The sequence below is a fragment of the Bacillus sp. UNC322MFChir4.1 genome, from assembly GCF_000746135.1.
Taxonomy (GTDB): Bacteria; Bacillota; Bacilli; order Bacillales; family Bacillaceae_G; genus Bacillus_A.
Map to the genome: position 1 here is coordinate 109,819 of NZ_KN050812.1, position 19,332 is coordinate 129,150.

The window sequence follows — 19,332 nt, forward strand, 5'->3', positions numbered from 1 at the left end:
CGAAATTTCGAATTACCCTTTAGAGAAATTTGTTTGTACTTCATTGATTGGCCAATAGCGTAAATCAACTTTTCCAACAACTTGTTCTATTTTTACAAATCCGAAGTGACGACTATCCCAGCTTCCTAAACGATTATCTCCAATAACAAAGATAAACCCTTGCGGAACAACCTGTTCGTCTGTTAACTCTTCTAGGGTAAAATCTCCTGTTAACTGTCTACCATGAATTTGCTTTTTGTATGCATCTAAATACGGCTCTTCAATAAATTGTCCGTTAATATATAGTTTATCATGTTTGTAGGCAATTTTGTCACCTGGAAGTCCGATAATTCGTTTCACATAATCTTCCTGTTCATTTGCATGAAAAACAACAACATCAAAGCGGTGCAATTCACCAAACTGATAGCCAACTTTATTCACGATCAGCATATTACCATCTTGGAGCGTAGGCATCATCGACTTACCTTCGACAACATACGTTGCAAAGAAAAAAGTGCGAAAAAATACAGCTAATAAAACACCTATTAAAATGACTCTCATCCACTCTATACTTTCTTTTTTCCACTTTCGCTTCATCATGCCACATCCCTTTCTCTTTTCAATAACAGGGGTGCGCTCACTTACGAAGTTTAGTCTCTGCTCAGTTCAAGCTTTACTTCAATTTTCTTTCCGACATACCATAAAACAAAAATGATACCTAGTACGATTGTTGTTTTTACCGGCTTATGCATAAAAGATGCAAGATCATGGCCAACGTAACTTAACACGAAAATCATCACAAGTTTGCCAAGTGAAAGTGCTAAAATAAACTGCCGCTTACTAATACGCGACAAACCCGCTACTACATTAATCAGCGCTGACGGGGTAAACGGAAAACAAAATAAAAGGAAAATGGGTGCAAATCCTTTTCGCTCAATCCATGTCATCGCACTGCGAACTCGTGGATGTCTATTTACAAAAGCAAAAAAGCGACTTCTCCCAAAACGACGAATGATAAAAAACACAAGCATTGCCCCTATACATGAACCGAGCCATGAATAAAAAAAGCCAAGCCATAAACCAAAGGCAACTGCATTTGCCATCACAAATAAAAAGAGTGGCAAAGCTGGAATAAACGCTTCAATCATCGGAAGTCCAATGCCAATTAACGGACCAAATGCTTGATAGCTCTTTAACAAATGTTCCATATTTTCTATTGTGAAATATTCTTTAATTGTTTGAAAATCCATTCTACTATGTACCCCTTTACCTTGCTCTAATGAATTATAATTGCCTTTCTTTGTTTTAAAACTTTGCACGTGGCAGGAAACTCCGGTGCATTGCCAGTCCCTCCCAGGCCATTAAAAAAATTGCTTTTCTGTCTTTTTTTCATAGAGTGACTGAGTAGTTACAAAAATTGATCGTTTACTTTTTCTTGTTATACTTTACCATTATTGAACAATTAGGGGAAATAATCTATCTGACAACTAAATATATATTTATTTTCCATATTCCTTAGAAAAAATCCTTTTACAAATAAAAAAAAGGATGGCAAATGCCATCCTTTTTTACTATGATCTATAAGATTATAGTTTTACAACGTTTTTAGCTTGAGGTCCACGGTTACCTTCTTCTACTTCAAAGCTAACTTTTTCGCCTTCTTCTAAAGATTTGAAACCTTCAGTTGTAATAGCAGAGAAATGTACGAATACATCGTTTTCGCCTGGAACTTCGATGAAACCGAAACCTTTTTCATTGTTAAACCATTTTACTTGACCTGTTTTCATAATAACTTCCTCCTAAAAATAAATATATTGTTTAGTTTTCACAACATAAAAAAAGAATCCACACATTACCAAATGCGAAACAGAATACATACATAATTTTTCTCGCTAGTTTCACGGCACTTGATAATATATGGATTGCTTGATTTAAGTATTCAACTATATATTGACTATACCATATTGAAAAAAGAATGTACAACATAATTTATAAAAATAAAAAAATCGATGCTTATTGAGCGCCGATTCTTTTATTTTAAGAACTTACATTATGAAAAAAAGAGTTCAAATACATGTAAAGAACGATTATTTTTTCGTGTATCGAATGTACGATGCATCATTGTAAATCCACTGATTCCCGCCAACATTTAACCAGTTTCCTGATTTCCCGGACACTTTATATACTTCTCCCTTTTGCACTTTCCGAATAATACTATTACTCGTTGATGGGCCGGAACGTAAATTCACATTATTTCTATTAACATATACCGTACCTTGTGCCTTATTCATTTGCTGCACTTTCGCCCCGCCTGAAAGAGCATTCCCATTATATGCTTTTAACACATCCGCACGAAATTTCGCTTCCGATACGCCGTGACTAGCTAAGTAAGCTAATGGATCTTCATGATCAGTACCACCGAACTTATATGTAACATCTTTATGGGTCAATAACCCTTTAGACGGATGAATATGTCGGTTACGTAAAATCTCCGCTAGCAGCCTTACATAACGATCGTACGAGCGTTTAAACTTTACTGGATTTTTCGTCTCACTTAATTCAACTTGAACAAATCTTTCATTCGCAGTTGGCCCTGCCCCCCACGCACGATATTTTGTACTCGCAGTCTGAATCGTCTCATCCCAATCCACAACATAATGAACAAAAGCGTTTGACCATGTACGAGACTGAAAACGTTGAATGTTAATTGCCGGTACCTCAGGAGTAGCAGTTGAATGTGCTATAACTCCTTCGTACATGCCTATACCATTGCGGTATGGTTCCTTAGGTAACTCTGGAATAATAAGTGTACTATTAGCAAACGCACTATTAACCGAGGTTAATAACGTAATAGATGCTACAGTTACAGAAAATAGCAGTTTAATAGGTTTCATTTTTCATCACCTTCAAAAAATCTTGTTTAATTTATGTAGAACAAATAACTATATATACAAGTTAAAAAACCAACATAAAAATCTCCTTTTTTCGGGGGGAGACGAGAGCATCTAGCCGCGCATTTCTACCATACGCAATATTTAAAACAAAAGGAGAAAGCAAGCATGTCGACAAATTAAAATGAATATATATAAAGCCCCAGTTAAATTTTTATTAGGGAGATTGAGAAATAGTAGAACGCACACTATACGATAATAGATATGCTTTGGGGACTCATCTATATAAATACAAATTAAAAAATGACATAAAAACACTTTTTCTTTTTAGATGGACGAGCCATCTAGCCGCGCATAAAGTGAGATGTCGAAAAATTAAAATGGATTTATATATATTTAAATTATCTCACATAATGACTGTTTAAAACAGAAAAAAAGTTCTGCTAATAAAGGAAAAAATTCTTTTTAGAGGGGAAAGCCGATCAGGATCTGTTTCAGCTCGGCAGATCGACTACTTTTGTGTCGAATGCCGTCGAAGGGTCTTTAAATCGTGTCGAATCGCCGATATATTGTGAAAAGCGTCGATATATTCTAAAAAGTGGTCGATATATCGTGAAAAGTACCGATATATTGTCAATAACGGAAAAAAGTAATGAGCCAAAAGGCACTTATTTGCCTTTTGGCTCATTTTCACTTCATATTATCAATCTTCTTTTTTAAAAAGATACATTTTTTCGTATGCAGGCGTTAACTCTAAAACCTCATTTTGATTCACTAGTAAAAATTTTGTCGCCGCCTGTTTTCTTTTTCTATCTTCAAATTCTGCTCGAAGTTGTGCTGTTCGATTTCGTTGATTTTCAAAGCTGTTTTTAGATACTTCTAGCTTAATTGTTTGACCATTAATGAATTCAATTAGAATATTTCCATGTGGAAGTTTTGTTATATTTTCAATATGAAAATGCGACAACCAGGCACATTCTTTGCGGGAGTAAGAAAATGTAGGGAAGAAATAGATATAATCTGTAGGACTAATTGCAATCGGTGCTTTATGCGTAAAGCCTGTGTATTCTTTTGTACCATCTTTTCGTCCGCCAAAGCTAGCTCCATATTGACGACAACTTTGTTCCACAATCTCAAGTGGCTTTTGATACACAAAAAATTCATCATTTTCTTCAATCACACGCGTTACAATACGTTTATCATTTAAAACGATTGGAAGCAGTGCAATCGTTTTTGAATTCACAATGTACTGCGGTGTGTACCTTTCGACTTTACCAGTCATTTTCTTCCTCTCCTTTGTCAAATTTGGATAATTTCATGCAATTATCTACATGGATAATTGTACCATTTTATACGTAAAATACCTGATATTTTCAATTTTTTTACAATTAATTAGTAATAAATTAAAATTTCTTTTTATACGTCTGTATGAATAACAGAATGAAACTACATACTCTTCCTATAAAAAATAAAATTATCTTATATACAATTTCAATTTTTTTATTTTGAAATATTTGTAATAAAAGAGAGAGCCAGCTCGAAAGCTGACTTAATTACTACATTTATTGCAGCTGCGCTCAATGAAGTGGGTGGGAACACTTATAGTCATGCTAATCTTCCTTCATCACAAGCTTAACGAACAAGCCGCCCAACTAAAAATGGGCGGCTTTCTTCATTTATCTAATCCAGCTTACATAAGACTCATCAAAATACATCCAACCGCCAGTTTTCAATCCACCACCATTTACGAAAATCCAATTTTCATGGCGATAATGTACATCATATGCTCCAGATTTATTAATCTTCTCAACAACAGCATCACCAGTACTTGCACCTTTTCTAAGGTTGATATCAGTACCATTTACCCAAACGACACCTTTATTTTTTCCATCTTTGTTGATTTTACAAACATCAGCACGTAACCAGTTATTATTCGCGATTTTGTACCAGAAGTAAGAGCCATCATAATGCCAATCAAGGTAAACATGACCGCTTCCTTTTTGTACTTGACGCATAACTTTTGCATTAGCAGATGCATTTTCTCGCACATTCGCAACATCCGCTGTTACAGTGATACCGCCCAAGTTGTTTGTTTGCCAATCTGGAGGTAAAACAACATCTTTATTATCTCCTGCACTGTTGTTACTTCCCTTACCAGTAAACCACTCTAGAGACTTGTCCCCATTTAAACGGTTTACATCGCAATTCCCAATCCCTTCAACATAACCACCTGTTGCATTATCAGCATATTGCCATAAGTCACATGCATATGCAGGTTTTGCTCCATAACGAGGAATCCAAAGGAAATCAGCTTTTACATTTTGTAATCCATATGATTTATACATATGATGAGATACATAGAAACCTACTTTCCATCCTGCAGCTTTGCAAGTATTAATGAACGCTTGTGACGCTTTTGCTAGATTAGTAGAACCGCAACTAGCTAAAGTGTCATCTTCAACATCTAGTACTAGAAATTTAGCGTTAGGACTAACGCGAGCCATAAAGTCTTTTGCTTCTACAATTGCATCTTCCACAGATACATAACAACCATATGCATATGCAGCGTGAGGAATGCCACGTGCTTCTAAATTTTCCACATGCTGTTTATATAGATGATCTACTTTATTTGAACCATATTGCACACGACAAATTGCTAAATCAAGATTCGGAGCAGCTACGTCCCAATTAATATTGTCATTATATTTTGATATGTCTACGATGTTTTTATTCATTATTCGTTATCTCCTTATATTTAGATTATATTAATATTAAAAAAGCAATGCCTTCCGACAGTGCCCTTTTCCTCATACAGCAATTCTTCTTTAGCAACATGAAATTATAATGCAAGTCACATGTGATTTTTACTACGAATTAAACTAAAATCAATTCCGATACATTTATTTTAGTTTAAATACCTTTCATTTCTCTTTCATAAATGTTACAAAAGTCTTTCATTGGTTTGATTCTATAGTGAAAGTACACATGAAAAATTGCCTGCTTTATCAATATACAGAAATCAAAAAGAAGATAACCCCCTATATACAATAGGAGTTATCTTCTTATTTTTAATGGATTTTTTGAGTGGCCCTTGAAAGCTGCCCCTCTCTTTTATCATCGTGTAAACTGCTCTGCCTCTGTCGATCCTTTCAATGCTGTCGTTGACGAAGTTCCGCCCGTAATGACTTGTGCTACTTCATCAAAATATCCTGTACCAACTTCACGTTGATGACGTGTTGCTGAGTAACCGTACTGTTCTGCTGCAAATTCTGCTTGCTGCAGCTCTGAGTACGCAGCCATACCGCGTTCTTTATAACCGCGTGCTAGCTCAAACATGCCATAATTTAAAGCATGGAAGCCAGCAAGTGTTACAAATTGGAATTTATATCCATAAGATGCAATTTCTTTTTGGAAGTTTGCAATTGTTTTATCATCTAATTTTTTCTTCCAGTTAAAGGACGGTGAACAGTTATAAGCTAATAGTTTTCCTGGGAACTTTTCATGGATTGCTTCTGCAAAGCGTTTTGCATCTTCTAAATTCGGTTCTGATGTTTCACACCAGACAAGGTCGGCATACGGAGCATACGCTAAGCCGCGCGCAATTGCTTGATCCAGTCCAGCTTTCGTTCGGAAGAAGCCTTCTGGTGTTCTTTCTCCCGTAATAAATGGTTGATCAACAGGGTCGATATCACTTGTAATTAAATCAGCTGCGTCAGCATCTGTTCTAGCAATAATGAGCGTTGGTACTCCCATTACATCTGCTGCAAGACGTGCTGATATTAAATTACGCACTGCCGTTTGTGTTGGCAACAATACCTTTCCGCCTAAATGACCACATTTCTTTTCAGAAGAAAGTTGATCTTCAAAGTGAACACCAGATGCTCCTGCCTCGATCATTCCTTTCATCAGCTCAAATACATTTAGTTGTCCGCCAAATCCCGCCTCTGCATCAGCAACAATTGGCACGAAGTAATCAACATCGCCGCTTCCTTCCATATGCTGAATTTGATCCGCACGCTGCAGCGTTTGATTTATCCGTTTTACAACTGCCGGTACACTATTTGCTGGATACAAACTTTGGTCTGGATACATATGACCTGATAAATTCGCATCGGCCGCTACTTGCCAGCCGCTTAAATAAATTGCTTTTAACCCAGCCTTTACTTGCTGCATTGCTTGATTTCCAGTTAATGCCCCTAACGCATGAACGTAGTCTTCACTATGAAGAGAATTCCAAAGTTTTTCTGAACCGCGACGTGCTAACGTATATTCAATATCAACCGATCCGCGAAGACGAATAACATCCTCTGCAGAATACGGACGTGTTACTCCTTGCCAGCGTGTATCCATTTCCCAGCTCTCTTGTAATTGTTCGATTCTTTCATTTCCCATTTTTTCCATCTCCTTTATAAAATTTCATACCCCGGTAACGTTAAAAATGATACAAAATCATCATTTCGAACTAGATTCGTAAATAGTTTCGTAGCTTCGACAAATCGTCCTTTTTCAAAACGATCACTACCAATCTCTTGCTCTATTTTGGCTAGTTCCTCTGCTTTAAATTGCTCTACTAATGCAAGTGTAACCTTTCTTCCATCCTCAAGCTTCCCTTCCTTATGACGAATCCATTGCCACACTTGTGCCCTTGAAATCTCTGCAGTTGCCGCATCTTCCATTAAATGATAAATAGGTGCAGCTCCCCTGCCGCTTAACCACGATGCAATATATTGAATACCGACGCTAATATTTGTACGTAGGCCCGTTTCTGTAATCGTTCCCGCCGGAACTTCTAATAATTTTTGTTCTGTTATACAAATTTCTTCTCGTTTTCGATAAATTTGGTTTGGCGTTGTCATGATGCGATCAAATACTTCCATCGCTACAGGAACAAGTCCCGGGTGGGCAACCCAAGTCCCGTCATGTCCATCACAAGCCTCGCGCTCTTTATCGGCACGCACTTTCTCAAATGCTGCTTCATTTGCTTCCGGATTGTTCTTAATTGGAATTTGCGCTGCCATTCCGCCAATTGCTGGTGCCCCCCTGCGATGACACGTCTGAATGACGCGTAAACAATACGCGCGCATAAACGGAACACTCATCGTCACCTGTGCCCGGTCCGGAAGTAAAAACTGGTCATGATTGCGAAACGTTTTTATGAAACTAAAAATGTAATCCCAGCGTCCGCAGTTTAACCCTGCTGAATGATCACGAAGCTCATACAACATCTCATCCATCTCAAATGAAGCGTGAATCGTCTCGAGCAGTGCCGTCGCTTTAATTGTTCCATTTGGAATGCCAATGTATTTTTGCGCAAATACGAACACATCATTCCATAACCTAGCTTCTAAGTAACTTTCCATTTTCGGTAAGTAAAAGTATGGGCCACTCCCCTTTTTCATTAACTCCTTTGCGTTATGAAAAAAGAACAATCCAAAATCTAATAAACTAGCTGATACTTCTTCACCATCTACTAACACATGCTTTTCTTGTAAATGCCATCCGCGAGGCCGCACCATTAATACAGCTGTTCGTTCATTGAGACGATATTCCTTACCATTTTCATTTGTATATGAAATCGTTCTCTTAACTGCATCTCGTAAATTTATTTGGCCTTCCATTGCATTTTGCCATGTCGGCGCATTTGAATCTTCAAAGTCCGCCATAAAGACATGCGCTCCTGAATTAAGAGCATTAATAACCATTTTACGGTCAACTGGCCCGGTAATTTCTACGCGCCGATCTTGTAAATCATTCGGAAGCGGTGCAATCGTCCAATCATCTGCCCGAACATTTGCAGTTTCCTCTAAAAAATGCAACAACTCTCCTGCATCAATTCTCTTTTGTTTTTCCACTCGTTTCTGCAGTAATTCCTTGCGGCGTCCGTTAAAGTTCTCATGCAACTCTTTAATAAATGTGAGTGCTTCTGGTGTCAAAATCTCCAAATACGCCGGTAATACTTCTCCAACGAGTGTAACCCGCGAAGTTTGCGTCGACATATTAGCCTCTCCTTTTTACAAACTGTTTTATAACAGTTTTGGTTTTTATGTTTATATTATATAACAAAAAAAAACAAAAAGGAAGGACTTTTTAGAATTTTTTAACAATATTACAAAATTGGTTTATATGCACTTTTCATATTCCTGTAAAAGACGAACTACAAAGTCCTGAGTAGGAGTACTATCCGGCTGCGTGGTGATGTAATAACTTAATAGAGGTATTTCCTGAAATGAAAATAGTTTACTAAACTAACGGGGACGCAAAAAAAGCAACGCTCAGAATGATAGATTTCTAAGCGTTGCTTTTTTATTAGGCATAGGATTTATAATATGAATTACCGTGTTATGAGAACGGAATTACTTCGTATACAAAGATACCTTTTTACTGATTATGTTTTCCCTTTTCTTTTTCTTCATGCTTTGAAGAATTTCCATGCTTATCTTCTTTTTGTTGTTCTTTCTGCCCTTTTTCATACTCTTTTTGTTCTTTTTTCTGTTCGTGATATTCTTTTTTCTGTTCCTTTTTTTGCTCTATGTCCTCTTTTTTCTGTTCCTTATATTCCTTTTTTTGTTCTTTATTATTTTCTTCTCTATGGCCGTTATTTCTTTCCTGCGGCGGCTGCACGTGAGCTGGTTCTCGTTCTTTTTCTTGTTGCCTTTTCGGCTCATTTCTTTCTTGTTGCACAGAAGAAGAGGAATTCGATGGCGAATCAGAATGAGTTGATGACTCCGGCTGTGAATGTACTTCAGAAGGTTGTTCCTCCTGCACTTGCGGCGATGCCGGCGAGACAGACGATTTCTTCTTCTCATTTTCCTGTTTCAAATAAATCCCTGTGCTGACTCCTGCTTTTTGGGCATTCTCCCTGATCTGCATAGTACTTTCCTGATATATGACTGTAACGTGTTTTGCGTCATACTCACTTTTTAACTCTTTCATAGCCTTCTGCAACTGCGACTCTAGTGACTTTTCTTTCGCAACAGATGTTAGCATAACTTGCTTATCACTCGTTAAGTACCCATCTTCTTTGCTTTGTTTTACAATCGTACGCACTACGTCTTGCAAATGCTCATTTTTCCACCCTTTTATTTCTTTTAAAATTCGCTTGCCATCATCATTGCAAGCTCGTAATTCCGTAACACGAAGATCCTTTGTCACACTCGCTTCTATGCTTGGGTTAATATCGATAGAAACATAGGCAAGCGCTTGTTCTTTCGGCTGATTAAATAAAAATAAAAAAACACATAGAAAACAAGCTAACATAAGCGATGCCGGTTTTAATATTGAAGGAACTGAAAAAGGCATTTTTCTTTTTTCTTGTTCATGAAATACAATTTCCTGTCCGATTATATAAGAGTTTAATTTCTTCTTACAATTAATAAATTCTCCGTCCGGTGTCAACACAGTTATGCTGTGTTTTTTTATATCCATCACAATTCCTTTATTCATTCCCCTGCCCACCTCTTATATATTCTTGAATATATATGTAGTTGTTTACAAAAACAATGCACATTGCAATGATGTATTTCCTATGTCTTTCTAGCGTTTTGCGACTTGTTCTAACATATGGTTCAATTTGTTTAAGAGGTAACTTTTTCTTTCGGAATAGCTCTTCTATCATTTTCTCCTCTTTTATAATAATCTTTACAATTCCCATTAAATGCTCCCGCGTATCACGATGCTTCGGAGACTCCTTCACAAGCTCAGTAAACGAAATTTTAAACTCAGATAGCACACGTTGAAAATGAAGAATTTCTTCCTTCCGGTTGCTGTTCTCTATCTCTTTCATATATTCCGTAAGCGCCGTCTGCGTTTCTATTGTTTCCTCTTGCTGGTCTTCTTTTAAAAAGACGAGGTTATGCCTAGACTCCTTACGTATATAATCAATTACATCTCTTTTTATAAGAAGCTCAGCAAACGAAAGAAAAGATTTCCCTTTTTTATATGAATATTGTTCAATGGCTTGATGAAATGCAAACAGTCCAATGCTATATTCATCGTCCTGTTCTGTAATATAACGGCGACAGACTGCCGAAATCGATTTTAGAATAAAAGGCCGATACTGAGCGATAAAAGCTTCCTTATCCTCTTCATTTTTTTGTATATTTAATACTACATCTTCTATTGCCGCTTTTTTTACGACTTTCATCAATAAACTTAACACAGGTAGTCCCTCTCCTCCCCTCTGCTATAAATAACAAAACGGTCACTAATGAAGTGACCATTTTACCACAGTATTCCCTTGTTTTTCTTAATGTTTTTCGTGACCAACTTTTTTACCGTTATCTTCATGATTTTCTTCATGTTTTTCGTGACCGACTTTTTTACCGTTATCTTCATGTTTTTCATGACCAACTTTTTTACCGTTATCTTCATGATTTTCCTTTTGCTTGGATTGTCCATGATTCTCATGAGAAACAACAGCTTTATGTGCTGGTTGTGCCGGCTCTGCTGGCTTTGCCGGTTGTGCTGGCTCTGCTGGTTGTGCCGGTTGTGCCGGTTGTGCTGGTTGTGCTGGTTGTGCTGGTTGTGCTGGTTGTGCTGGCTCTGCTGGCTTTGCCGGTTGTGCTGGCTCTGCTGGTTGTGCCGGTTGTGCTGGTTGTGCTGGTTGTGCTGGCTCTGCTGGCTTGTTTTCCTTTGCAACAGCACGCGCTTGCTTTTCTTGCACTTTCTCTATTTTAGCAGCAATTTTTGCAAAACTCTTCTCTATATTTTTGATAATTGCAGCTTTTGCTTTCGGATTTTTCACTTTATCAAGCGCTTTTGCTAATGCTTCGATATTGTTTCCTATATTCACTTTTACTTTTTCTGCTTCTGTTTTTTCTTTATGAGCTGGCTTCTTTGTTTCTTCTTTTTTTGTTTTAGCAGCCTTTTCTGCTTCTTCTTTCTTTGCTTTAGCAGCCTTTTCTGCTTCTTCTTTCTTTGCTTTAGCAGCTTTTTCTGCTTCTTCTTTTTTTACTTCAGCAGTTTTTTCTGCTTCTTCTTTCTTTGCTTCAGCAGTTTTTTCTGCTTCTTCTTTCTTTGCTTCAGCAGTCTTTTCTGCTTCTTTTTTCTTTGCTTCAGCAGTTTTTTCTGCTTCTTCTTTCTTTGCTTCAGCAGTCTTTTCTACTTCCGGTTTCGTTTCTCCTGAAAGCTTGTCCGCTTTTTCTAAGTTTTCTGCTGCTTTCTCTAATGTATCTTTTGTAAAATCATCTTTCCCTTTTTGCATTAATACGCCTGCTTCAGCAATTCGCTCCTTAGCTTGTTCAGATAGTAACTTTGCCTTAGCTAAATCATTGTTCGCAAGCGCCATTTTTATATCTTCGACCATCGTTTTTACGAAATAGAAGAAATCTCCTTGCACTAGAGTCGGCTTTTCTGACTCTGTTGTTTTTACTGCGTCTGTGCTGCTGCTAGCATACGCCGCCGTTCCCATTAAAAATGGACTGCATGCCATCATTGTTACCATAGTTCCTTTTAATAGTATCTTTTTCATCTCATTTTTCCTCCATTTGCTTTCTTCACTATACATATTCGGAGAAAAAATAAGTTTTATGGGGGTTAAAAAATATTTTTCGCAAAATGAAAGGAATTTTTATAAACAATCTTTTTTTCAAAATAAGCAGCATACACTAAAAATAAAAAAGAGGTGAAGAATATGCCTGCAATTGTGGACAGCATTGTCATTTCAAGAATTAATGGGATTGTAAATTTAGGAGACAAATACAATGTAGCTCCTGAATTCCGTAATAAAGAATATCATGGTTCTGGATCATCAAATGCAGCAAAGGAACTGAAAGTCTTTAATGGGGTTAGTACCGCTAATGTATTTGATAATGACCTAACTGATCAAGATACTAAATTTACATTGTAAACTATATACTTATTAAAAAACCTCTTTCTTTAGGAAGGAGACCAGAGCATCTGGCCGCGCATAGGAACGGTCAGGGTCCTTTCCTGCCATATGCTAGGTTTAAAACAAAAGGGGTAAAGTAAGCATGTTGTATTCTCCATAGATATATAAAAAGAACAAGTAACTTCCTAGTCTTTATACTAGAAAATTACTTGTTCTTTTCATTTTTACACAATTCTTGTTCTTAACGACTATTTCTTCTTATATTCTTCAAACGTGAGAATTCTTTCAAAAATTGGCGGATGTGTGTACATGAATAATTTCACCAGAGCCGGCGGGTTCACTTGACTTAAGCTCGTCTTCGATAAATATTGAAATGTTTTAACTCCCGACTTACTATCCTTTGTCATGTCTAATGCGTATTGATCGGCTGCCCTTTCTTCAACGCGCGATACGTAATTTGTGGCAGGACTTACCGCAAAGGAAAGCACCGAAGAGACAAGGAAAAATAGTGGTAAAACTGAGAAACTAGCAATTTTAGAAATATGCAGTGTATCGCCCCATTTACGAATACACGCTTGAATAATACGGCTAATGAGGTACATACCAACGAAAGTTAAAACGATATAACTTCCAACACCCCAGTATATATGTTTCATCACGTAATGACCCATTTCATGCGCCATAATAAATAATATCTCTTTATCTTTTAACTGCTCGAGCGTCGTATTCCATAAAACGATGCGAGAATTTGAGCCAATTCCCGTTACGTATGCATTTAACGCATTTGTTTTCTTTGACATATCCACTTCATACACATGCTCTGTTGGAATATTCGCTTTGTCCGCTAATGTTAAAATCTTTTTCTCAAGCTCCTTATTATGCAGCGTTGAAAAATCATTATAGAGCGGATCAATGACTACTGGTTGAATGAATGTTAAAAAGATCGTGAATGGAACAGAAAGCGCCCAGCCGTACAGCCACCAGCGTTTCGGATATTTTTTAATGAGCCATAATAGCACCGTCACGATCAGAAACATAAGCAAAAAATTGATCCAAAAATCAAGTATATGCTCCTTTATCCAATTTGCTGTTGATTGTGTTGAAATGCCGTAATCAACAGATATTTGATGACCAATCCATTGCAGCGGCAATGCGAGCACCGTTGTCACAAGCGATAAATAAAACAAATAAATCGCAATTTGTAGTACGCGGAATTTCGTTGTATCTTTCGCCCATTGTTCAAACCGCTTTGATACACCGAAAATGAGTACAAATAATAAAACAATCCATTGCAGCGGCGTTGCTAAAAAAAATAATAAATCCTTTACCCGCGAGTAATCTTGACTAAGCGTTAGCTCCCTTGCATTCATAAATGTTGCTGGATCTGCACTCGTTCCTTTATACGCTTCCGGTATGATCTCATGACTCCATCCAAATAAGTACCAATATATAAATAATGCAAATAGAGCGTACAAAAAAAGTGTCCAACTCATCACTTTTCGCATGATTTCTCCTCCTCATTGCTGCCTGTCTATTAATATTGTAGTTCGTTCTTTGGAAAATAGAACAAGCTAAAAGGAAAATAAAGCAGCAAGGTAGTTAAAACCATTGCCGCTTTTACATTGCATAAAACCATACATAACGTGAAATGACTTGAGACATCACTTAGGTTCTCAAGTCATTTCACCATTTACTGGGGAATAATATCGTAATCGCCGGATGCTATCTCTACCCCTTATAGGATTTTTAAAACAAAGAAGCTGTGAAATAAAATCTATCATTACCTCCGCCTAAAGTGATGTCCGAACCATGACCTATAATTATATCAACTGTATCTCCAGCGGAAAGTCGCACTATGTTACACCCCATTACTATAGTTCCTGGTTCTACAGAAGGTTCTCCAAAAAGAAACGTTTTTAATACGCCATTAATCCGAATAGCCATATCAAGAGGTTGAGTTACTGAAAGTGGGTCAATGTATAGACCAGCACAAATGGAATATACCCCGTTAGCAGAAGGAACAAACGTAGATGTTGTTGGATCATATTCATGGGATAGATCAAATTCCACCATTGGAAATACGACTTTGGTTGGGTCGTCCAACCTAGAAATAACTTGATTATTAAGATTAAATGCTCTAAAGGTATGCTTTGCTATTTTAATTACCTCCTTATTTTGTAATCAATACAACTTATTCCACAATAACTCGTGTTGTATCAGCAGTTGACGTAGAGGAAGCGTAAATTTATGGAATGTATCGCACAGTAGAGGTACATACATAATCCCCATCCTCTTTAGATTAGTATGTCCAAGTTTCATATTTTTTGCACCAGAACCATGAATTGTCATGTAATATTCACTCATTACCTCCTTATTTTTCAGATTTTTCTTATAAAATAAAAATTGGGGGGATTGGAATGAAGAAGTTGTACATTACTTTTACGCTCGGACTGATTATCGCAATCGGGATTGGAATTTTTTATTTTACCGGTTACCGAAAAGCATCAGCAGAAATACCAAAGGGGATTGTTATGGAAGATGTAAACGGAACATCTGTATCATTTGATCAATTACCGAAAAAATTAAAGTTAGTCGAATTTATGTATACAAAATGTCCAGATATTTGTCCAGTTACAACATATAAAATGAAACATTTACGCGATGAACTTGAGAAACAAAAAGTGTTTGGAAAAAAAATCGAATTTATTACAATTACAATTGATCCGAAGTATGATACGAAAGAAATTCTAGAGCATTACTCTAAAACGTTTGATATGAAGGAAACACCAGGTTGGCATCTACTGCGCGGCGATGAGGAAGAAACGAAACAACTAGCCGAATCTTTTAACTTCCGCTACCGCGATCCTGGAAGCGGCCTTTACATTCATACTTCTAACTCTTACTTATTAGATGAAGATAATCGTTTAATTGAAGTATTCGGTATGGGCGAGCGCGGGTTTGATAGTAAAGAAGTGTTAGAGAAAATCAAGAAGGCAATGTAAAACCCCTTTCTTTTAGAGGGGTGAGAGTATCTGGCCATAGGTAGTAATGAAATCGAATTGATTCAATGATGGGCAAAGTTACCCTATATAAACAAAGGCGAAGTCTTCAAATAGACTCCGCCTTTTCAACGTACAATGAACTTCAACAATTACTAGCCACTTCCTAAACATTGTTCCTCATTTACCAACCTGTTTATGCTTTTTTCAAACTTTGCAACAGAACCCTAATAAAACTGTCTAACTTAAGGCTAGTGTTTGATAAATCTTTGGTAATCCTTTAATTTCCTCAATTACTTCATGATTTAATAGTTCCTCAGTTTCAATTACCAATAGAGATATTTTTCCTTTTTCCTGTTGCGATACACGTATCATATTAATATTAATTTTACGTGTTGCTAATATAGAAGTTACAGACGAAATGGTACCAAAATGATCATTGTTCATAATAAGAAGAGCTGATCTTGTTTCATTTAAATTCAAATCAAAACCATTAATCTCAATAACTTTGATTTTTCCCCAACCAATCGAACAAGCAATCATCTCAATTTTATCTTCACCTTTGTATAAAGTAATCTTTACTGTATTGGGATAAGACGGTTTTGCAATCTCTTCTATACAATTAACTGTAATTCCTCTTTCTGCTGCAATTGTAAGTGCTTTAGAGAATAGTGAGTCATCCATTTCAAAGCCCAAAATACCACCAACAAGTGCTACGTCTGACCCAAAAGTGCAATCAGCTTTTTTGAATGCCCCATATAAAGAAATTTCGATTTTTTCTGGAGGCTTTAAAAATAGCTGACGAACAATATGTCCTATCTTTGTTGCCTCTACTCCATAAGCACTAGGTGTTCCAATAGTAATAGGACCAATAATATCAAATACTGATTTATATTTCATGATTGTCCTTTCTCCTTAATATTAATAGTAGGGATGCATTAATAAAATGTTTTTGTATTAAGAAAATATTTCATAACTGAAAGGTAATGAAAATACGGATTATAATAAGCGATCCACCCTTTTATTAAGATATCTATTCAATGCAAAGAGTTTTTTGATATTTTCAACAATAACTTTTAATAAAAAGATGTATTGATTTATTTGTCATTATTGAAAGTAAACGATCATGTTTATTTAAAAAATCAGTAAATAAAGAATGCAATTTGTTAGGTAGTTATACCTTATTTAACCCTGTAGATCTGTTCATACTATAAGGGAACAGTATTATATTTTATAAATAAAGCCCATGGGAATTTTTTAATTCCCTGGGCTTTCATTTCTCATAATATTCCGATTCCTGTATGGTAAGCGAAATCCTAGTGCAATTGCTGCTCCAATGCAACTAAATAAACATCCGAACAGTAAATAGAGAGTAGGTGTAGAATCTCCAATCGCAACAGAGGCAACCCCACCTATTGCCGGAAAGAGTGCCACCATATAACTACTAACTGATGCACCGATTCGTTCTACTAGCTTGAGGTAGAACATCCATGCCCCAAAGGAAGCAAATACAGTTAAAAATGCCAAAGCTCCAAGATAAGAAACGGACGTTGGTAGTGTAAAGTTCTGTTCCTGAAAGGTACAAACAGCAAGTAAAAGTATCGAAGCCACAACAAAGCCAACACTATTCGAATAAACAGCATTAATACCACGTCGTGCATTTCGAGCGGAAGCTGCATCACCAATAGCTGTAAGTATAGTTCCAAACAATGCGAGGCCTATTCCTTTTAAATCACTTGTACTAGAGCCCTGTGTTAGTAGTGGATAAACTAATATAGAAACACCTACAATACCAACTATTCCCCCTATTAGAATTCGAGGATGAAGACGCTCATCTAGAAATATACGAAGTGCAATTGGTGTCAGAACTGTCTTCAGTGAAAACAGCAGCGTTACTAGTGCAGCAGAAATCCAAATTGTCGCGTAGTATAAACACAAGTAACTTAGAGCTAAGTTACATACCCCAAAAGTAACAAGGGGAAAAACATCTTTACGAGAAGGCCTACCATTTGGACGTACCACGCACATGAGGACAATAAACATTAGTGCAGCCCCTACCAAGCGATAGGTTAATGACAATTCAAGGCTTACAGGAGTACCTTGTATTTTTACTGCAATAAAGTTCAATCCCCAAACTATTAAGCAGAAGATGTACATAAAAATTGTCATACGTCTAACACTTCGTTCTGCGGTGCAAAAGGAATATCGAAATAATTAAAAACTTCTTTTAATGAAACGGCCAGTTGTGCTATCTGTTCCTCAGTGTGATTTGGTGTAACATTAACTCGGAAGCGTTCTGTGCCGACAGGAACCGTTGGTGAATTAATGGGTTGCAGATAGACGTGATGTTGTTCAAGTAGACGTTGGGCAGCAGCTTTACATTTTTTTGCATCACCAATGAGTACAGGGAGAATATGCGTTTCACTTGAGTCCATTATCGGAATATTTGCTTGAGCAAGTGCTTCTTTTAACATGCTAGTTTTTTGGTGTAGAGCGTTCCGCTCGTTATCCGAAGATTTTAAGTGTTCCACACTAGCATAACAGGCCGCGACAACAGCTGGTGGTAAGGATGTTGTAAAAATAAAACCAGATGCAAAAGAACGAACAGCGTCAATTAGTAATGATGAAGCTGCAATGTATCCCCCGATTACTCCAATACCTTTTGCCATTGTTCCTTGAATAAAGTCCAATCGATCCACAAGACCTAGTTCAGCAGCTATTCCTGCTCCGCGAGGACCGTACATACCGATTGCATGTACTTCATCAAGAAATGTTAAAGCGTTATATTTTTCTGCAAGATTCGCAATTTTTTGAATCGGTGAGATATCGCCATCCATTGAGTATACTGATTCAAACACAATAATTTTTGCTCGATCATGTGGTTGAGCTGCAAGTAACTCTTCCAAATGGTTAACATCATTATGTCTAAATATCTCTCGTTCGACTTGAGTGCTACGTATACCATTAATAATTGAAGCGTGATTTCGTTCGTCAGAAAATACTATGCAATTTGGAAATAGACGAAGTAAACATTGTAATGTTGCATCATTCGAGCCATATCCTGTAGGAAAAACTAATGCGGCTTCTTTACCATGCCATTCCGCAAGTGAAGATTCAAGTGCAGGGTAATGATAATGTGTACCACCTATATTTCGAGATCCGCCTGAACCAGCACCAAATGTTCGAATTGCATCATGCATTGCTTCGGTAACTACTGGGTGCTGAGACATTCCTAGATAGTCATTGCTGCACCAAACGACAACTGGTTGCCCATCTTTCTGGCCATTCAACTGTGCTAAAGGATATTGGCCACGCATCCGATTAATTGTAACAAATTCTCGATATTGTCCGCTTTCTTTCAAAGATTCGAGCTTCTTTTCAATAATTTTTGCATACATGACTTTTCCTCCAAGTCTAGTTATAGTTTACAGTTCATCCAGTTTGATATTTTTTCATGAAAATTAAGGAAAACTCCTAAAAAATTTTTTATTATATCAGGAAAATATAATAAAGCCAAGCAAAAAACAAATTTATGCATATTTTCATAATTTTGTTTTTTAAAAACTTCAAATTTCTTTAAGTCGATATAATTAATTTCAAATAAATAATAACAATTTTTTCAAAATAAAACCAT

17 protein-coding genes and 2 pseudogenes are annotated in these 19,332 nt (G+C 36.7%); 3 read left to right on the plus strand and 16 right to left on the minus strand.

From position 1 onward, the window contains the following. Positions 1 to 12: 12 nt before the first annotated feature. The 11 genes and pseudogenes from lepB to BR72_RS27240 all read right to left on the minus strand — a co-directional run bounded on the left by lepB (position 13) and on the right by BR72_RS27240 (position 12,339). A complete protein-coding gene (gene lepB / locus BR72_RS22465) occupies positions 13 to 576 on the minus strand; it encodes a signal peptidase I (RefSeq protein WP_035437583.1) in 564 nt (187 codons plus the stop codon). Positions 577 to 629: 53 nt separating this feature from the next. Next, positions 630 to 1,229: a TVP38/TMEM64 family protein gene (locus BR72_RS22470; RefSeq protein WP_035437585.1), complete on the minus strand. Its 600-nt coding sequence runs from the start codon at positions 1,227 to 1,229 to the stop codon at positions 630 to 632. 336 nt (positions 1,230 to 1,565) lie between these two features. Then, positions 1,566 to 1,766 (minus strand): cold-shock protein, encoded by a 201-nt coding sequence (locus BR72_RS22475; RefSeq protein WP_035437341.1) that lies wholly within the window; start codon positions 1,764 to 1,766, stop codon positions 1,566 to 1,568. 312 nt (positions 1,767 to 2,078) lie between these two features. Further along, positions 2,079 to 2,873: pseudogene (locus BR72_RS22480) on the minus strand (N-acetylmuramoyl-L-alanine amidase); the annotation flags it as partial. A 700-nt stretch (positions 2,874 to 3,573) separates the two neighbouring features. Further along, entirely contained in the window at positions 3,574 to 4,152 is a 579-nt protein-coding gene (locus BR72_RS22485; protein WP_035437343.1) for a competence protein ComK, read from the minus strand. Between the two features lie 394 nt (positions 4,153 to 4,546). After that, positions 4,547 to 5,605, minus strand: a complete 1,059-nt coding sequence (locus BR72_RS22490) for a GH25 family lysozyme (RefSeq protein ID WP_035437346.1) — start codon at positions 5,603 to 5,605, stop codon at positions 4,547 to 4,549. 379 nt (positions 5,606 to 5,984) lie between these two features. Next, positions 5,985 to 7,262 carry an isocitrate lyase gene (gene aceA, locus BR72_RS22495; protein ID WP_035437348.1) on the minus strand — a complete coding sequence of 426 codons (1,278 nt, stop codon included), beginning with the start codon at positions 7,260 to 7,262 and terminating at the stop codon, positions 5,985 to 5,987. A gap of 14 nt (positions 7,263 to 7,276) precedes the next feature. Next, the gene (aceB, locus tag BR72_RS22500) at positions 7,277 to 8,866 is read right to left on the minus strand and encodes a malate synthase A (protein WP_035437351.1); all 1,590 of its coding nucleotides are present in this window, start codon (positions 8,864 to 8,866) and stop codon (positions 7,277 to 7,279) included. A gap of 382 nt (positions 8,867 to 9,248) precedes the next feature. Beyond that, positions 9,249 to 10,313: an anti-sigma factor domain-containing protein gene (locus BR72_RS22505; protein ID WP_051957396.1), complete on the minus strand. Its 1,065-nt coding sequence runs from the start codon at positions 10,311 to 10,313 to the stop codon at positions 9,249 to 9,251. Further along, positions 10,306 to 11,013 (minus strand): RNA polymerase sigma-I factor, encoded by a 708-nt coding sequence (sigI, locus tag BR72_RS22510; RefSeq protein WP_051957405.1) that lies wholly within the window; start codon positions 11,011 to 11,013, stop codon positions 10,306 to 10,308. The genes BR72_RS22505 and sigI overlap by 8 nt, the downstream gene beginning before the upstream one ends. Positions 11,014 to 11,115: 102 nt before the next feature. Next, the gene (locus tag BR72_RS27240; RefSeq protein WP_231559753.1) at positions 11,116 to 12,339 is read right to left on the minus strand and encodes a DUF5667 domain-containing protein; all 1,224 of its coding nucleotides are present in this window, start codon (positions 12,337 to 12,339) and stop codon (positions 11,116 to 11,118) included. Positions 12,340 to 12,501: 162 nt separating this feature from the next. Here BR72_RS27240 and BR72_RS22525 point away from each other — a divergent pair, with 162 nt between their 5' ends. Beyond that, entirely contained in the window at positions 12,502 to 12,717 is a 216-nt protein-coding gene (locus tag BR72_RS22525; RefSeq protein ID WP_035437358.1) for a spore germination protein, read from the plus strand. 230 nt (positions 12,718 to 12,947) lie between these two features. On the opposite strand, the gene BR72_RS22530 is transcribed toward BR72_RS22525, so the two are convergent. Next, complete coding sequence (locus tag BR72_RS22530; protein ID WP_035437361.1) at positions 12,948 to 14,204, minus strand: M48 family metallopeptidase; 1,257 nt, start codon at positions 14,202 to 14,204, stop codon at positions 12,948 to 12,950. A gap of 241 nt (positions 14,205 to 14,445) precedes the next feature. Then, entirely contained in the window at positions 14,446 to 14,772 is a 327-nt protein-coding gene (locus BR72_RS25095; RefSeq protein ID WP_051957397.1) for a hypothetical protein, read from the minus strand. 344 nt (positions 14,773 to 15,116) lie between these two features. Here BR72_RS25095 and BR72_RS22545 point away from each other — a divergent pair, with 344 nt between their 5' ends. Both BR72_RS22545 and BR72_RS27515 read left to right on the plus strand, forming a co-directional pair. After that, on the plus strand, positions 15,117 to 15,701 hold the full coding sequence (locus tag BR72_RS22545) for an SCO family protein (protein ID WP_035437365.1): 585 nt from the start codon (positions 15,117 to 15,119) through the stop codon (positions 15,699 to 15,701). 83 nt (positions 15,702 to 15,784) lie between these two features. Continuing rightward, positions 15,785 to 15,868 (plus strand): annotated as a pseudogene (locus BR72_RS27515) (IS6 family transposase); the annotation flags it as partial. Between the two features lie 70 nt (positions 15,869 to 15,938). Here the strand turns inward: BR72_RS27515 and sdaAB are convergent. The 3 genes from sdaAB to hemA all read right to left on the minus strand — a co-directional run bounded on the left by sdaAB (position 15,939) and on the right by hemA (position 19,096). Then, positions 15,939 to 16,598, minus strand: coding sequence for an L-serine ammonia-lyase, iron-sulfur-dependent subunit beta (sdaAB, locus tag BR72_RS22550; protein WP_035437367.1), 660 nt, complete (start codon positions 16,596 to 16,598; stop codon positions 15,939 to 15,941). Positions 16,599 to 16,955: 357 nt separating this feature from the next. After that, positions 16,956 to 17,867: a DMT family transporter gene (locus BR72_RS22555; RefSeq protein ID WP_035437369.1), complete on the minus strand. Its 912-nt coding sequence runs from the start codon at positions 17,865 to 17,867 to the stop codon at positions 16,956 to 16,958. Further along, the gene (gene hemA, locus BR72_RS22560) at positions 17,864 to 19,096 is read right to left on the minus strand and encodes a 5-aminolevulinate synthase (RefSeq protein WP_035437372.1); all 1,233 of its coding nucleotides are present in this window, start codon (positions 19,094 to 19,096) and stop codon (positions 17,864 to 17,866) included. Before hemA ends, BR72_RS22555 begins: the two co-directional genes overlap by 4 nt. Positions 19,097 to 19,332: the final 236 nt, after the last annotated feature.

Coding starts and splice junctions, on each gene's coding strand:
- lepB (WP_035437583.1), bottom strand. CDS start 576: ATGAAGCGAAAGTGGAAAAAAGAAAGTATAGAGTGGATGAGAGTCATT.
- BR72_RS22470 (WP_035437585.1), bottom strand. CDS start 1,229: ATGGATTTTCAAACAATTAAAGAATATTTCACAATAGAAAATATGGAA.
- BR72_RS22475 (WP_035437341.1), bottom strand. CDS start 1,766: ATGAAAACAGGTCAAGTAAAATGGTTTAACAATGAAAAAGGTTTCGGT.
- BR72_RS22485 (WP_035437343.1), bottom strand. CDS start 4,152: ATGACTGGTAAAGTCGAAAGGTACACACCGCAGTACATTGTGAATTCA.
- BR72_RS22490 (WP_035437346.1), bottom strand. CDS start 5,605: ATGAATAAAAACATCGTAGACATATCAAAATATAATGACAATATTAAT.
- aceA (WP_035437348.1), bottom strand. CDS start 7,262: ATGGGAAATGAAAGAATCGAACAATTACAAGAGAGCTGGGAAATGGAT.
- aceB (WP_035437351.1), bottom strand. CDS start 8,866: ATGTCGACGCAAACTTCGCGGGTTACACTCGTTGGAGAAGTATTACCG.
- BR72_RS22505 (WP_051957396.1), bottom strand. CDS start 10,313: ATGAATAAAGGAATTGTGATGGATATAAAAAAACACAGCATAACTGTG.
- sigI (WP_051957405.1), bottom strand. CDS start 11,013: ATGAAAGTCGTAAAAAAAGCGGCAATAGAAGATGTAGTATTAAATATA.
- BR72_RS27240 (WP_231559753.1), bottom strand. CDS start 12,339: ATGAAAAAGATACTATTAAAAGGAACTATGGTAACAATGATGGCATGC.
- BR72_RS22525 (WP_035437358.1), top strand. CDS start 12,502: ATGCCTGCAATTGTGGACAGCATTGTCATTTCAAGAATTAATGGGATT.
- BR72_RS22530 (WP_035437361.1), bottom strand. CDS start 14,204: ATGCGAAAAGTGATGAGTTGGACACTTTTTTTGTACGCTCTATTTGCA.
- BR72_RS25095 (WP_051957397.1), bottom strand. CDS start 14,772: ATGGTGGAATTTGATCTATCCCATGAATATGATCCAACAACATCTACG.
- BR72_RS22545 (WP_035437365.1), top strand. CDS start 15,117: ATGAAGAAGTTGTACATTACTTTTACGCTCGGACTGATTATCGCAATC.
- sdaAB (WP_035437367.1), bottom strand. CDS start 16,598: ATGAAATATAAATCAGTATTTGATATTATTGGTCCTATTACTATTGGA.
- BR72_RS22555 (WP_035437369.1), bottom strand. CDS start 17,867: ATGACAATTTTTATGTACATCTTCTGCTTAATAGTTTGGGGATTGAAC.
- hemA (WP_035437372.1), bottom strand. CDS start 19,096: ATGTATGCAAAAATTATTGAAAAGAAGCTCGAATCTTTGAAAGAAAGC.